This window comes from Paenibacillus durus, assembly GCF_000756615.1.
GTDB classification, from domain to species: Bacteria; Bacillota; Bacilli; order Paenibacillales; family Paenibacillaceae; genus Paenibacillus_AQ; species Paenibacillus_AQ durus.
This window is the reverse complement of the sequence record NZ_CP009288.1, coordinates 5,056,089-5,070,827: the sequence shown is the minus strand read 5'-3', so window position 1 is coordinate 5,070,827 and position 14,739 is coordinate 5,056,089. Positions and strand designations below refer to the sequence as shown.

At 49.2% G+C, this 14,739-nt stretch carries 10 protein-coding genes, 15 tRNA genes and 2 rRNA genes; 25 read left to right on the top strand and 2 right to left on the bottom strand.

What is annotated here, in order from left to right:
* Positions 1-150 precede the first annotated feature (150 nt).
* On the top strand, positions 151-1,863 hold the full coding sequence (locus PDUR_RS22215) for a glycosyl hydrolase family 18 protein (protein ID WP_156130571.1): 1,713 nt from the start codon (positions 151-153) through the stop codon (positions 1,861-1,863).
* A gap of 107 nt (positions 1,864-1,970) precedes the next feature.
* On the opposite strand, the gene PDUR_RS22210 is transcribed toward PDUR_RS22215, so the two are convergent.
* Entirely contained in the window at positions 1,971-2,336 is a 366-nt protein-coding gene (locus PDUR_RS22210; RefSeq protein ID WP_025690302.1) for a YgzB family protein, read from the bottom strand.
* 136 nt (positions 2,337-2,472) lie between these two features.
* On the opposite strand from PDUR_RS22210, the gene PDUR_RS22205 reads away from it, so the two are divergent.
* The 24 genes from PDUR_RS22205 (at position 2,473) to PDUR_RS22090 (ending at position 14,264) form a co-directional block, all read left to right on the top strand.
* Positions 2,473-3,348, top strand: a complete 876-nt coding sequence (locus PDUR_RS22205; protein WP_042208228.1) for a nucleotidyltransferase-like protein — start codon at positions 2,473-2,475, stop codon at positions 3,346-3,348.
* A 525-nt stretch (positions 3,349-3,873) separates the two neighbouring features.
* Positions 3,874-5,428, top strand: a 16S ribosomal RNA gene (locus tag PDUR_RS22200).
* A 295-nt stretch (positions 5,429-5,723) separates the two neighbouring features.
* Positions 5,724-8,652, top strand: a 23S ribosomal RNA gene (locus PDUR_RS22195).
* Together the 16S and 23S rRNA genes with 15 tRNA genes alongside form the textbook arrangement of a ribosomal RNA operon.
* Before the next feature lie 131 nt (positions 8,653-8,783).
* Positions 8,784-8,859, top strand: a tRNA-Asn gene (locus tag PDUR_RS22190).
* A 5-nt stretch (positions 8,860-8,864) separates the two neighbouring features.
* A tRNA-Ser gene (locus PDUR_RS22185) sits at positions 8,865-8,956 on the top strand.
* A 12-nt stretch (positions 8,957-8,968) separates the two neighbouring features.
* A tRNA-Glu gene (locus tag PDUR_RS22180) sits at positions 8,969-9,043 on the top strand.
* 7 nt (positions 9,044-9,050) lie between these two features.
* Positions 9,051-9,126, top strand: a tRNA-Val gene (locus tag PDUR_RS22175).
* 30 nt (positions 9,127-9,156) lie between these two features.
* Positions 9,157-9,233: transfer RNA gene (locus PDUR_RS22170), tRNA-Met, on the top strand.
* Positions 9,234-9,260: 27 nt separating this feature from the next.
* Positions 9,261-9,337, top strand: a tRNA-Asp gene (locus PDUR_RS22165).
* Between the two features lie 20 nt (positions 9,338-9,357).
* Positions 9,358-9,433, top strand: a tRNA-Phe gene (locus tag PDUR_RS22160).
* 20 nt (positions 9,434-9,453) lie between these two features.
* Positions 9,454-9,529: transfer RNA gene (locus PDUR_RS22155), tRNA-Thr, on the top strand.
* A 6-nt stretch (positions 9,530-9,535) separates the two neighbouring features.
* Positions 9,536-9,621: transfer RNA gene (locus tag PDUR_RS22150), tRNA-Tyr, on the top strand.
* A 4-nt stretch (positions 9,622-9,625) separates the two neighbouring features.
* A tRNA-Trp gene (locus PDUR_RS22145) sits at positions 9,626-9,699 on the top strand.
* 27 nt (positions 9,700-9,726) lie between these two features.
* Positions 9,727-9,802, top strand: a tRNA-His gene (locus PDUR_RS22140).
* Between the two features lie 21 nt (positions 9,803-9,823).
* Positions 9,824-9,898, top strand: a tRNA-Gln gene (locus PDUR_RS22135).
* A 4-nt stretch (positions 9,899-9,902) separates the two neighbouring features.
* Positions 9,903-9,977: transfer RNA gene (locus PDUR_RS22130), tRNA-Gly, on the top strand.
* Positions 9,978-9,986: 9 nt separating this feature from the next.
* Positions 9,987-10,060 (top strand) — tRNA-Cys (locus PDUR_RS22125).
* Positions 10,061-10,097: 37 nt separating this feature from the next.
* A tRNA-Leu gene (locus PDUR_RS22120) sits at positions 10,098-10,177 on the top strand.
* 174 nt (positions 10,178-10,351) lie between these two features.
* The gene (locus PDUR_RS22115; RefSeq protein ID WP_042208227.1) at positions 10,352-11,446 is read left to right on the top strand and encodes a low temperature requirement protein A; all 1,095 of its coding nucleotides are present in this window, start codon (positions 10,352-10,354) and stop codon (positions 11,444-11,446) included.
* A 26-nt stretch (positions 11,447-11,472) separates the two neighbouring features.
* The gene (locus PDUR_RS22110; protein ID WP_042208226.1) at positions 11,473-12,042 is read left to right on the top strand and encodes an NADPH-dependent FMN reductase; all 570 of its coding nucleotides are present in this window, start codon (positions 11,473-11,475) and stop codon (positions 12,040-12,042) included.
* 21 nt (positions 12,043-12,063) lie between these two features.
* A complete protein-coding gene (locus PDUR_RS22105; protein WP_036641554.1) occupies positions 12,064-12,306 on the top strand; it encodes a (4Fe-4S)-binding protein in 243 nt (80 codons plus the stop codon).
* 2 nt (positions 12,307-12,308) lie between these two features.
* Positions 12,309-12,590, top strand: a complete 282-nt coding sequence (locus tag PDUR_RS22100; RefSeq protein WP_042208225.1) for a GNAT family N-acetyltransferase — start codon at positions 12,309-12,311, stop codon at positions 12,588-12,590.
* A gap of 71 nt (positions 12,591-12,661) precedes the next feature.
* Positions 12,662-13,393, top strand: a complete 732-nt coding sequence (locus PDUR_RS22095; protein ID WP_233277420.1) for a LysM peptidoglycan-binding domain-containing protein — start codon at positions 12,662-12,664, stop codon at positions 13,391-13,393.
* Positions 13,394-13,517: 124 nt separating this feature from the next.
* Positions 13,518-14,264 carry an IclR family transcriptional regulator gene (locus PDUR_RS22090; RefSeq protein WP_081949620.1) on the top strand — a complete coding sequence of 249 codons (747 nt, stop codon included), beginning with the start codon at positions 13,518-13,520 and terminating at the stop codon, positions 14,262-14,264.
* A 6-nt stretch (positions 14,265-14,270) separates the two neighbouring features.
* Here the strand turns inward: PDUR_RS22090 and PDUR_RS22085 are convergent, their stop codons facing one another.
* Entirely contained in the window at positions 14,271-14,735 is a 465-nt protein-coding gene (locus tag PDUR_RS22085) for a heme-binding protein (protein ID WP_042208223.1), read from the bottom strand.
* Positions 14,736-14,739: the final 4 nt, after the last annotated feature.

Genomic DNA, 14,739 nt, shown 5'->3' with positions numbered 1-14,739 from the left:
TTTAAAATATAAAATTTATAAATTTCAGTCTTATCAATGGCCTTATATTTCTACGAGAAAAGTACTTGCGTCCTTCAAGGACGCCGTCAGGCGTTTCTTCTTGGCAGCATTTTCCCCACTTTAAATTCAGCAGAGTATGGAGGACCTATTTTGAACAGAAGACAGAAGCATGGACACAGACGCGCCGTTAGGCGAAGCGGTGTTCTTCGCAGACTTGCAGGATTGTTAATTATTGCGGCGGCGGTATACGCATTAATCTTTTATGTGCTGCCCAATCCTCTTCACGTCGATCCGGAGTGGAAGGGAACGGACAAGCCTATTTTCGTCAAAGGCCAGTATACCGGATTTTCCGCTTCCGGAACTGGGGAGAACTTACTGCTGCCACTTCCGCTGTTGGAGAAGGCGATAGATCCCTCTATCCGGTACGAATCCGGGACGAAGTCGGTCATTCTTTCTACGGACAGCAAGCTTCTATATATGCAGGCAGACAAGAAGGCGGCGAGCCTTAACAATAAGCCGATTCAGCTTCGGCTGGCTCCCGAAGAACGGGACGGAGTCACCTATTTGCCGGCCGAACCGCTTAAAAGCTTATATGGCCTTGATGTGCAGGAGAACGCGGATACAGGAGCGGTTCTGTTAATGGCCGCCGGTGAGACGGTCCCACTCGGAGAAGTGAAGGAAGATAAGGCCGTGCTGCGCACCGAGGCGACGATTCACGCGCCCGTCCTAGCCAAAATGACGCCCGGGACGAAGGTAAGAATCTGGAGCCGGCATGGGGAGTGGCTGTACGCTCAAATGAATAACGGTTTTGCCGGTTATGTGAAGGCGGCGGGTATTGCGGAGACCGGAATCAAGACGGTGAAGAAGACAACATCCGAACCAACCCGGGCGGAGCGCAGTTGGGACGGCAAAGCCGTGAGCTTGACCTGGGAAGCTGTGTACGACCGGAATCCGAATCCTGGTTCCATCGGCAAGCTGAACGGTGTTAATGTTGTGAGTCCTACATGGTTCAAAATTGTGGATAGTGAAGGAAACGTACGCAGCCAGGCAGATCAAGCTTATGTGAAGTGGGCACACGGTCAAGGGATGGAAGTATGGGGACTTCTAAGTAATGACTTCGATCCCGATTTGACCACACAAGCGTTGTCCACCTATGACAAACGGATGCGAACGATCGTACAAATGCTGGAATACTGCGATCTTTATAATCTGGACGGCATTAATATCGATTTTGAAAATGTATATACCAAAGATGGCGGGAATGTTACGCAATTTATGCGCGAGCTGAAGCCGATGGCCCAAGCGAAAAATCTCATTTTATCTATCGACGTCACTCCCAAATCGAATAGCGAAATGTGGTCGCTCTTTCTCGACCGGCGCTCGCTGGGAGCATTGGCCGACTTTATGATTGTAATGGCGTATGATGAGCATTGGGCTTCCAGTCCTGTGGCCGGTTCGGTGGCGTCGCTTTCCTGGTCGCGGAACTCGGTGGAGCGCATTCTTGAAGAAGACGCGGTGCCGGCGAAGAAGCTTGTTTTGGGCGTACCGCTGTATACCCGTATTTGGACAGAAAAAAAGGCCGGAGGGAAGACGGAAGTAAGCTCCAAAGCGGTCAGCATGGACGCCGTTGCCGAAATTATCCGCTCCAAGACGCTGGTACCCGTCCTTTCCGAAGATTCTGGACAAAACTATGTGGAATACAAGGAAGACGGAGTTCTCCGCAAAATATGGATTGAGGACAAGGTATCGCTGCAGTCGAGAGTGAAGCTGGCCAAGACTTTGAACCTGGGAGGTATCGCGGTCTGGAACCGCAGCTTTGCAGGAGATGGGGCATGGGAAACACTGAGCGGAATTCATGAATAATAATATACAGGAAAAGAGGCTTCCCGGATCGGGGGCCTCTTTTCCTGTTACAGCCGGTTCTGACTCTACTGCCGATTTAGTTTCCTCGGTACGCCAGATTCTGGGGTTTATTGCTTGAGTTGTTCGCTTTTTAACTGTTCGGAGGTTATGGTCGCCTGCTGCGGGTCCAAGGTAAGAATCGTATGACAGAACATGCAGCGATCCGTTTTTCCGAGCATTTTGGTCAGCTTGCCGCATTCCGGGCATTCAATCTGAACGGCGCTTGTAGACAGCATGCCTGCCCAAAAATAAATTGCAAGACTAGCCATCATGGACACCAAGCCAATCACAAGCCCGAATGCCGCGAAAATTTTGCCCGTCTGACCCCAAAATACAATGCCGGCTGTTCCCAGTATCATGAGCCCCATGCCGAACATCGTCAGCAGCAGGCCCCATGTGCGAAAAGCGTTAATCTTGGCGGATTTAAAGGTCATGAGTCATTTCTCCCAGCTAAAATATAGTTCGGTCGTCCGGAAGGAACTAACATGGAGATGTAGAATAATTAGATTATAAGATAAGAGAATTATAACTGAATTGACGCAAAATCGCCAAATTTGATGGAGGACGATAATGGAATTATCCAATCTGACATTATTAAATGGAGATATTTTTGACGCGAACGCCCTTGGAGCGATTGCTTTGGATTCCCAAGGCAAGGCTCCTTTTCAGAGCGCCCTTCTTCATGAGTTCGATAGGGTTGTAATGCTTCTGCGCGACGATGGGGGAGCGAATCGGCTTGTTGGCAACATGATTGCAGGCGAGTTGCGTACCCAGACTCTCAGAGTTGGGCTTTCGATGTTGAAGCGCTCCATTATAACAGGAGACAATAACGAGCTTATCACCTGTCTGCTGGAAGGCGATATTATTTGGGACCCTCAGGAAGTTCTGGAGCAGCTTCGAGCAGAAGTGATTTCCTTTGAGCCGCCGCTAAGAGAGAGAATACTGTTTATAGAATTTGCCCGGTTTCTGCATATGTATGTGAAGTCGAAACGTTATTTGCAGGCAGGTTGTACAATGGATTCCTATAATTGTATTCTAATGGCTCTGTATCATTGGGCACGAATGGAGGTCGGCGAGGCTGGCCACTATCCGACACCGGCGGTATGGGAACAAGTGAAGAGTCTGAACAACTCAGTCTATAAGCTTTACGAGGAGCTGACAATCAGTGGTGAAACGATGGACCAGAGAATTCAGCTTGTTCAGCTTGCTTGTGAGTTCTCCCTTGTGTCCAAAATGGGCGACTGCTGCAAATGGTTCCTTGACCTCCTGAAGGAGCGGAAGGGACCGTGGAGTATAGAGGAGATTCTCGAATTTTCCGAATTAAAATATGTTGAAGCGGAACTGCCGTTTGTTCTTCGCAAGCTGGCATCCCGATCACTAATTCGGGAGATTGCGTCGTGGAGCGACGCAGGCGGCGGCGGGTATCGGGTGCGATATACTTTTTAGTCCAATTTTCTAATCTTAAATATTGAGCTTGTTTATGAACTGGAGAGGCGTAGCGCTCTCTTTTTTTCATTATATTGCGGATATCGGGAAGGATGAACAACATATTTATGGTTGACTGCCTGGTCGTTCATGTGATACATTATAACTCGTCCCTCGAGAGAGAACAGCGATAAAACGTTCGCAGAGGCAACCGAAATAAAATTAATTTAAAAAAAGGTTGACTAATTCAGGGGCAACGTGATATATTATAAAGGTCGCCGCGTGAGACACGGTGATGCACTGAGAGAGAAATTGATCTTTGAAAACTGAACAACGAGTGAGTGGGAATTCGCTTTAAGCGAGTTCCAAAAATAAGATGGATTTCACAGCGTGTTTCACGCTTTTGAAATGCCATCCTTGAGAATGCAAATTCTCGTCAGATGTTTCAAATTGAGCTAATCGCTCTATCGATATCTGAATACGAAATCATCCGCTCAACCGAGTTGGACCGATTTCATATTCGGCCGATGTTGCTCTGCAACATCTTTATTGGAGAGTTTGATCCTGGCTCAGGACGAACGCTGGCGGCGTGCCTAATACATGCAAGTCGAGCGGAGTTTCATCGGAAGCTTGCTTCCGATGAGGCTTAGCGGCGGACGGGTGAGTAACACGTAGGCAACCTGCCCCTTGGACTGGGATAACTACCGGAAACGGTAGCTAATACCGGATAATTCCTCTTAGCTCCTGCTAGGAGGCTGAAAGGCGGAGCAATCTGTCACCAAGGGATGGGCCTGCGGCGCATTAGCTAGTTGGTGGGGTAACGGCTCACCAAGGCGACGATGCGTAGCCGACCTGAGAGGGTGAACGGCCACACTGGGACTGAGACACGGCCCAGACTCCTACGGGAGGCAGCAGTAGGGAATCTTCCGCAATGGGCGAAAGCCTGACGGAGCAACGCCGCGTGAGTGATGAAGGTTTTCGGATCGTAAAGCTCTGTTGCCAGGGAAGAACGTCTTGTAGAGTAACTGCTACAAGAGTGACGGTACCTGAGAAGAAAGCCCCGGCTAACTACGTGCCAGCAGCCGCGGTAATACGTAGGGGGCAAGCGTTGTCCGGAATTATTGGGCGTAAAGCGCGCGCAGGCGGCTGTTTAAGTCTGGTGTTTAAACCATGGGCTCAACCTGTGGTCGCACTGGAAACTGGACAGCTTGAGTGCAGAAGAGGAAAGTGGAATTCCACGTGTAGCGGTGAAATGCGTAGAGATGTGGAGGAACACCAGTGGCGAAGGCGACTTTCTGGGCTGTAACTGACGCTGAGGCGCGAAAGCGTGGGGAGCAAACAGGATTAGATACCCTGGTAGTCCACGCCGTAAACGATGAGTGCTAGGTGTTAGGGGTTTCGATACCCTTGGTGCCGAAGTTAACACAGTAAGCACTCCGCCTGGGGAGTACGGTCGCAAGACTGAAACTCAAAGGAATTGACGGGGACCCGCACAAGCAGTGGAGTATGTGGTTTAATTCGAAGCAACGCGAAGAACCTTACCAGGTCTTGACATCCCTCTGAATCGTCTAGAGATAGGCGCGGCCTTCGGGACAGAGGAGACAGGTGGTGCATGGTTGTCGTCAGCTCGTGTCGTGAGATGTTGGGTTAAGTCCCGCAACGAGCGCAACCCTTGACTTTAGTTGCCAGCAGGTGAAGCTGGGCACTCTAGAGTGACTGCCGGTGACAAACCGGAGGAAGGTGGGGATGACGTCAAATCATCATGCCCCTTATGACCTGGGCTACACACGTACTACAATGGCCGGTACAACGGGAAGCGAAGCCGCGAGGCGGAGCCAATCTTAGAAAGCCGGTCTCAGTTCGGATTGCAGGCTGCAACTCGCCTGCATGAAGTCGGAATTGCTAGTAATCGCGGATCAGCATGCCGCGGTGAATACGTTCCCGGGTCTTGTACACACCGCCCGTCACACCACGAGAGTTTACAACACCCGAAGTCGGTGGGGTAACCGCAAGGAGCCAGCCGCCGAAGGTGGGGTAGATGATTGGGGTGAAGTCGTAACAAGGTAGCCGTATCGGAAGGTGCGGCTGGATCACCTCCTTTCTATGGAGAATCGTTTCCCGTAGCGGAAACATTCAAATACACACTCACTCGTTGCTCAGTTTTGAGAGTTCAATCTCTCAAATCTTGATCCTTGAAAACTGGATACCGAAACGAAAATTGCGTTTTAGAACATCTTTTAGCTGAGCTTGTGTCCAAACAAGTTGAAATAGTTATTAGCTGAGAGCGAAGATTTTCGAATGAGAGCGACTTTTGGCTTGAAAGGCGAAAGCGAACGGAGACATCCGGAAGCAGCCTTTCAAACAAGACGGAGCGATCAGGCGGAAATTGGAGCGTTGGTTAAGCTAGTAAGAGCACACGGAGGATGCCTAGGCGCCAGGAGCCGATGAAGGACGTGGCGAACAACGAAAAGGCCTCGGGGAGCTGTAAGCAAGCTTTGATCCGGGGGTGTCCGAATGGGGAAACCCGGCTGTGGTAATGCACAGTCACTCCTCTCTGAATTCATAGGAGAGGTAGAGGCAGACCAGGGGAACTGAAACATCTAAGTACCCTGAGGAAGAGAAAACAAGAGTGATTCCGTCAGTAGCGGCGAGCGAACGCGGAACAGCCTAAACCGAAGAGCTTGCTCTTCGGGGTTGTGGGACGTCTCACATGGAGTTACAAAGGAACGGTTTAAGCGAAGAGGTCTGGAAAGGCCCGCTGGAAAAGGTAAAAGCCCTGTAGCTGAAAAGTCGTTCCCTCCGAGACGGATCCCGAGTAGTGCGGGGCACGTGAAACCCCGTATGAATCCGGCAGGACCATCTGCCAAGGCTAAATACTCCCTGGCGACCGATAGTGAAACAGTACCGTGAGGGAAAGGTGAAAAGCACCCCGGAAGGGGAGTGAAACAGGTCCTGAAACCGTGTGCTTACAAGAAGTCAGAGCCCATTTTAGGGGTGATGGCGTGCCTTTTGTAGAATGAACCGGCGAGTTACGTTTAACGTGCAAGGTTAAGGCGAGGAGCCGGAGCCGCAGCGAAAGCGAGTCTGAATAGGGCGACTTAGTACGTGGGCGTAGACCCGAAACCGTGTGATCTACCCCTGTCCAGGGTGAAGGTGCGGTAACACGCACTGGAGGCCCGAACCCACGAACGTTGAAAAGTTCGGGGATGAGGTGGGGGTAGCGGAGAAATTCCAATCGAACTCGGAGATAGCTGGTTCTCCCCGAAATAGCTTTAGGGCTAGCCTCGGTGAATAAGAGTAATGGAGGTAGAGCACTGATTGGGTGCGGGGCCCGCAAGGGTTACCAAGCTCAGTCAAACTCCGAATGCCATCTACTTGTCGCCGGGAGTCAGACAGTGAGTGCTAAGATCCATTGTCAAAAGGGAAACAGCCCAGACCATCAGCTAAGGTCCCCAAGTGTGTGTTAAGTGGGAAAGGATGTGGAGTTGCACAGACAACCAGGATGTTGGCTTAGAAGCAGCCACCATTGAAAGAGTGCGTAATAGCTCACTGGTCGAGTGACTCTGCGCCGAAAATGTAACGGGGCTAAACACACCACCGAAGCTATGGCTTGATGCTTGCATCAGGGGTAGGGGAGCGTTGTGTATACATTGAAGGTTGACTGTAAGGACAGCTGGAGCGTACACAAGTGAGAATGCCGGTATGAGTAACGAAAAGATCAGTGAGAATCTGATCCGCCGAAAGCCCAAGGTTTCCTGAGGAAGGCTCGTCCGCTCAGGGTAAGTCGGGACCTAAGGCGAGGCCGACAGGCGTAGTCGAAGGACAACAGGTTGATATTCCTGTACCACCATAATCCGTTATGAGCAATGGGGGGACGCAGGAGGGTAGTGACGCGGACTGATGGATGTCCGTCCAAGCAGTGAGGCTGGTGTATAGGCAAATCCGTACACCGTAAGGCTGGGCTGTGATGGGGAGCGAAAATTGTAGTAGCGAAGGTCATGATCTCACACTGCCAAGAAAAGCCTCTAGCCAGGAGAAGGTGCCCGTACCGCAAACCGACACAGGTAGGCGAGAAGAGAATTCTAAGGCGCGCGGAAGAACTCTCGTTAAGGAACTCGGCAAAATGACCCCGTAACTTCGGGAGAAGGGGTGCCTCGGTAGGGTGAATAGCCCGAGGGGGCCGCAGTGAAAAGGCCCAAGCGACTGTTTAGCAAAAACACAGGTCTGTGCGAAGCCGCAAGGCGAAGTATACGGGCTGACGCCTGCCCGGTGCTGGAAGGTTAAGGGGAGCGGTTAGGATTTAGTCCGAAGCTGTGAACCGAAGCCCCAGTAAACGGCGGCCGTAACTATAACGGTCCTAAGGTAGCGAAATTCCTTGTCAGGTAAATTCTGACCCGCACGAATGGCGTAACGACTTGGGCGCTGTCTCAACGAGAGATCCGGTGAAATTTTAATACCTGTGAAGATGCAGGTTACCCGCGACAAGACGGAAAGACCCCATGGAGCTTTACTGCAGCTTGATATTGAACTTGGGTACGATCTGTACAGGATAGGTGGGAGCCTTGGAAGCCGGAGCGCCAGCTTCGGTGGAGGCGACGTTGGGATACCACCCTGATCGTATCTAGGTTCTAACCTGGTACCCTCATCGGGTACGGGGACCGTGTCAGGCGGGCAGTTTGACTGGGGCGGTCGCCTCCTAAAGAGTAACGGAGGCGTCCCAAGGTTCCCTCAGAATGGTTGGAAATCATTCGAAGAGTGCAAAGGCAGAAGGGAGCTTGACTGCGAGACCTACAAGTCGAGCAGGGACGAAAGTCGGGCTTAGTGATCCGGTGGTACCGCATGGAAGGGCCATCGCTCAACGGATAAAAGCTACCCTGGGGATAACAGGCTTATCTCCCCCAAGAGTCCACATCGACGGGGAGGTTTGGCACCTCGATGTCGGCTCATCGCATCCTGGGGCTGAAGTAGGTCCCAAGGGTTGGGCTGTTCGCCCATTAAAGCGGTACGCGAGCTGGGTTCAGAACGTCGTGAGACAGTTCGGTCCCTATCTGTCGTGGGCGCAGGAAATTTGAGAGGAGCTGTCCTTAGTACGAGAGGACCGGGATGGACGTACCGCTGGTGCACCAGTTGTTCCGCCAGGAGCATGGCTGGGTAGCTACGTACGGACGGGATAAGCGCTGAAAGCATCTAAGCGTGAAGCCCCCCTCAAGATGAGATTTCCCAAGTATGTAAGACCCCTTGAAGACGACGAGGTAGATAGGTTGGAGGTGGAAGCACGGCAACGTGTGGAGCTGACCAATACTAATCGGTCGAGGGCTTATCCAAATTCACCCCACAAAGTGAAGATGAGGCTGACGAAGCTGAATCCGAGTACTTTGCGGGGCCCCGGAATGGGGAAGACGCAATGTTTCGTTTCGATCCAGTTTTCAGGTGATCAAGCCTGAATTGAATATTGTTCCCTGATAGCTCAGTTGGTAGAGCACTCGACTGTTAATCGAGTTGTCACAGGTTCGAGTCCTGTTCGGGGAGCCATTTATGGAGAGGTGTCCGAGTTGGCCGAAGGAGCACGATTGGAAATCGTGTAGGCGTCAAAAGCGTCTCGAGGGTTCGAATCCCTCTCTCTCCGCCATCATTTTAATGTGGCCCGTTGGTCAAGGGGTTAAGACACCTCCCTTTCACGGAGGTAACAGGGGTTCGAATCCCCTACGGGTCACCAACTATACGGAGGCTTAGCTCAGCTGGGAGAGCATCTGCCTTACAAGCAGAGGGTCGGGGGTTCGATCCCCTCAGCCTCCACCATCTATACAATTTAAATAGATATATTACTGACGCGGGGTGGAGCAGCCCGGTAGCTCGTCGGGCTCATAACCCGAAGGTCGCAGGTTCAAATCCTGCCCCCGCAACCAAATCTTCTTATTAAAGAAGTGCCTCGTGGAACCGTGGTGTAGAGGCCTAACATGCCTGCCTGTCACGCAGGAGATCGCGGGTTCGAATCCCGTCGGTTCCGCCATTTTATGAATCTCAATGTTTGGCTCGGTAGCTCAGTCGGTAGAGCAGAGGACTGAAAATCCTCGTGTCGGCGGTTCGATTCCGTCCCGAGCCACCATAAGTATAATAATTGAATAAGCCGGTGTAGCTCAATTGGTAGAGCAACTGACTTGTAATCAGTAGGTTGGGGGTTCAAGTCCTCTCGCCGGCACCATTTTTTGGAGGATTAGCGAAGTGGCCAAACGCAGCAGACTGTAAATCTGTTCTCTTACGAGTTCGGTGGTTCGAATCCATCATCCTCCACCAGTTTAGGGGCATAGTTTAAAGGTAGAACAGCGGTCTCCAAAACCGTTAGTGTGGGTTCAATTCCTGCTGCCCCTGCCAATGTAATTTAGCATTCCATATTATATGGCGGTCGTGGCGAAGGGGTTAACGCACCGGATTGTGGCTCCGGCATTCGTGGGTTCAAGTCCCATCGATCGCCCCATATTTTCCAATTGGAATGCATTGGGGATTAGCCAAGCGGTAAGGCAACGGACTTTGACTCCGTCACGCATAGGTTCGAATCCTATATCCCCAGCCATTTCGCGGACGTGGCTCAGCGGTAGAGCATCGCCTTGCCAAGGCGAGGGTCGCGGGTTCGATTCCCGTCGTCCGCTCCATCTTAATACGGCGCCATAGCCAAGTGGTAAGGCACAGCTCTGCAAAAGCTCTATCCCCAGTTCGAATCTGGGTGGCGCCTCCATTGCTTTTAATAAGCATATGTTTCTAATTTGTTCTGCGCCGGTGTGGCGGAACTGGCAGACGCGCGCGACTCAAAATCGTGAGGGAAACCGTGGAGGTTCGAGTCCTCTCACCGGCATCATCAAAATAGACTCATAAAATTGCTTTTAAGCGGTTTTATGAGTCTATTTTTTTATATTCTCAAACAGCTGCTCATGACGTTGAAGTGTACGCTTGAGTTTGCAAGATGCAGATACAGATGATTTAAAATAATATATAATAGTCATATACGAAATAAGAAAGGAGTTTTAGCTTGGGAGAAAAGAAAGTTACATGGCTAGAACTCTTTTATGATTTGATATTTGTGGCCGCTTTTTCGAAATCAACGCATGTTTTACTTCATGTTGAAGAAGGGTATATTCATCTAGAGTATTTATTAAAATTTGTCTTGATTTTTATCCCGATCTGGTGGGCTTGGGTCGGACAGACGATGTTTATTAATCGCTTTGGAGAGGATTTTTGGCATCAGCGGATGTTTTTGATTTTACAAATGTTATTTGTTCTTATCATGACATCCAGCCTGTCGGTAGATTTTGATCAATACTATATTTCCTTTCTTACTGGTTATGTTGGACTTAGAGTAATGACAGCGGTCCAATATCTCGTTGTTCTGAGATCAGAAGAAAGAGGAAATCGAAGAAATACAGCACACTATTTGGGAACGCGCTTTTGGTTTGGAATTATTATCTCCTTATCTTCCCTCTTTTTTGATTCATGGATTCGATATGCTGCCTTGTACGCAGGTATTATTGTTGAAATGATCGTGCCCATTGCGGGACGCAAGCATTTGGTGAAATCGCCGACCCATACGGGGCACTTGTTAGAACGTTTTGGTTTATTGACTCTAATTCTTTTTGGCGAGTCTGTAGTCAGTACACTTTCAGTATTGCAGCCGCAAAAAGGGGACTGGGACTCGATCTCGTTTTCGATCCTTGCATTTACTCTGATTGTCTCCATCTGGTGGCAGTATTACGATAATGTGGAGAAGAAAGTGGACAAGTCGGTTCAAACTGCCGGCCAAACGGTTATTTACGGGCACCTGTTTATTTTAATGTCATTGAGCATGATTGCCTCGTCTATACAGCTATTGTACTTGCAGGAGGTCCATTATTCATTTATCCAGTACTACTTATTTGGTTCTGTGTTTATTTATTTCATTGCCACTTCCCTTGTCTTCCATAAATATAAGTACGAGCATCAACGATTAAAAATCAATCATCTCGGGCTGTTTACAGCGATTTTAGCCGCTTTTCTTACCGTCAATTTGATTCTGTTCGTTCCAAACATCATAATACTGGCACAATTAACTTTGTTTTTTGTCGTCTATGCTAAATTAACAACTACTTAGACTAAACCAAGAAGAGGAGAGCAAGGATGAGCGAAAACAAACTTACTATCACTGCCATATGTGGAAGTCTTCGTGAAGGTTCCTTCAATCGGAGAGTGTTAAAGGCAATGGAAGAGCTTGCGCCAAAGCATTGGGAGATTCATCACGTTGATATATCGGCGATCCCACTTTACAATTCGGACATTGAGAGCCACGGCGATCCGCAGTCGGTTGTTGAATTAAAAGAAAGCATTCGAACTGCGGATGGTGTGTTGATTGTCACCCCCGAATATAACATGGGAATTCCGGGCGTTTTGAAAAACGCTTTGGATTGGGCCTCTCGTCCGGCTAGAAGCTCGGTGCTGATTCAAAAACCTTTTGCGATTGCAGGAGCAACACCAGGGAGTGGGGGAACAGCACAGTCACAAGCACAGGTGAGGCAAACACTGCTTGCCATGAATGCCTATACGATGCCGGGACCGAAAGTTCTCATTGGCAGCGTTCACGAAAAACTGAATGAAACTACCGGGGAGTTGGTGGATGAAGCAACGCTTCGCCATTTGGAAAAATTTCTGATAGCTTTCGAACAATGGATCTTAATCTTTAAGCAATCTTAAAAGTGAAAGGTGTGAAGGAGTATGAGTCAACAGAAATTATACTACGGTAAAGATATTGAGGTTATGTTTAATTCGGAGATATGCACGCATTCCGGTATTTGCGTAAAGGGGTTTCCTGCTGTTTTTGATTTAAGCAAGCGCCCATGGGTTAATCCCGATGCCGCCCCTGCAGAGGAAATCGCCCGGCATATCGACAAATGTCCAAGCGGAGCACTGACGTATAAACGTCTGGACACCGAAAATTCACTAAAGAAAGAGGAATAAATATGTATATTGTAGATCATGAAACAGCTAATAAAAGATTTCTTATCCGAGATAACGGCGCAATTGCTGCCGAAATGACGTATGTACCCTCAAGTCCGGAACTATATATTGTTGATCATACTTTGGTGGACAATGCTTACCGGGGACAGGGGCTTGGCGACAAGCTTTTCAAAGCAATGGTTGAATACGCTCGGGAAAACGGTATTAAGATTATACCCTTATGTCCGTTTGCCAAGGGAAGATTTGAGCATTACTCCGAAGACGCGGATGTTCTCAATAAATAAAATCAGTGCCCAACAACCCCTCCCCCACATATAGATATTAGGCAAATAACTATGTTGGGGAGGAAAAAAGCATGTTCTACTCAGCACCGTGGGAAGCAGATCCGCGGTATCAACCTTCGTTTTATTCAGTGGACGGTGTCTATCCAGGGATTTATCCGTACAGTTTTCATTACGGGCAGATGAATGGTATTCCTTATGCGCAACCATTATTCCCATACTTAAGAAGTAAGTCTGACCCAGTACAAAGCTCTACGTGCATCAGTAAGTCAGAAGCAGAATTAAACCAAGTCTGGCGAATGCTCTGGGAACAGCATGTTGCATGGACGAGGATGCTTATCATAAGCATCGCGGCGGGTTTGCCGGATGAAGCGCAGGTGACTGAACGTCTTCTGCGAAATGTTCCGGATATGGCTGCCGTGATTAAACGTTACTATGGCGACGAGATCGCCTCCCGATTCAGCGCTTTAATGAAAGAGCATCTTGTATTAGCAGCGCAGCTTGTTAAAGCGGCGAAAGCCGGCAACACCCAAGCAGCCGCGGAAGCGGAGAAAAAATGGTATGCCAATGCGGATGAAATCGCTGCTTTCCTAAGCAGTATCAACCCAAACTGGCCCAAGCGAGTCTTGATGAAGATGCTGCATGAGCATTTGCGGCTGACCAAAGATGAAGCAGTTTTCCGGCTATCCGGAAATTATAAATCCGATATTGAGACATACGATCAGATTGAGAAGCAGGCGCTGGAAATGGCGGATGTCTTTACGGCTGGAATAGTAAAACAGTTCCAAAATTTGTTCGTCAAATAAAATGAATGATTAAAGGTATTATGGGTTCGTTATCACTGCCGTGGTTTTCTCCGATTCCCAGTCTATCGATAGTTGATCTTTAATTGCGTTTGATTTATTATTGCTTCACATATAAAGAGGTGGAATGATGAAGCAATATGAATCGGCCACATTAAAAAAAGGGCTGTCGATTTTGGAGGCATTGAGGCAATCGGAGCCGATGAAGCTGACAGACATCATGCGGCTGCTTGGCCTGAATAAATCGACTACATTTCGACTGCTGTACACACTTGAGGTTGCAGGATATGTAAAGAAGGAAGAGCATTTATACAGCCTTACTGAAAAAGTGGGCGGAGGGACCACCGCTTCTGCCAACCCCAGGCTTGACTGGATCGCTGTCCCTCCGCTGAATCAACTAAGCCAAGAAGTTGGAGAGACCCTATATATCGGCATCTTGAACGGCATCAATGTGGTGACAACCCAAGTCGTTGAGGGCACCCATTCAATGCGTATCCATTCCAAGGTGGGCGATTATGCGTATGTTCATCTCAGTGCTTTTGGCAAAGTCATCTTGGCTCATTTGGATGAAGGCAAACGGGAAACCGTTCTGAACAACATAACGCTGCAAAAAAATACGAAAAATACATTTGCCGATTTGCATTTATTAAGGGAGCACCTGAAGGTGATTCGGCAGCAAGGCTATGCCATTGATGATGAAGAGACGGAAATCGGACTTCGTTGTATTGCCGCTCCCATCTTTCACAAGGGGGAGGCCATCGCTGCGGTTGCTTTATCCGGTCCCTCTGCGCGTCTGACGAAAAAGAAGGACCGGGCTCTAAGCAAAAAGCTGCTGGCATGCAGCGTACAAATTTCAAGCTTGCTGGACAAGTAGCATCCATTAAGACTTGCGTGCTGCCAGAAATCTTTTCAAACCTTCTACTGCGTAATCATGGTCCAATGGGCCGGTTAATCCGGCAACCGTGACGGAACCGATGCTGCCTGAATGTTTTATTCGCAGAGGCAGTGAACCTCCGACAGCCTGATATTCGGCAGGCGGCAGGAGCGAGCTTTCCGCGTGAGTGGTTCCGTTTTGCTCGAAGCGTGCGGCAATATAGGCGGAACTTTTATTGTAATGATCTACGACCCGTTTTTTTCGATACAGCCAATGGACATTTTCTTCAGAGGTGCCATCCATCAAATGGGTGAACAGAGGAACCCGGTTTCGTTCAATATGGACGGCGACCGCGGTTCCTTGTTCTTTTGCATAGTTAATAATCGTCAATCCCAGCTCCAGAGCATCTTCGTTTGTGAATTGCGTCAATTCAAGTTCATTTTCCAGTTGTTCCAAAGTTTGCAGATTCATTTAG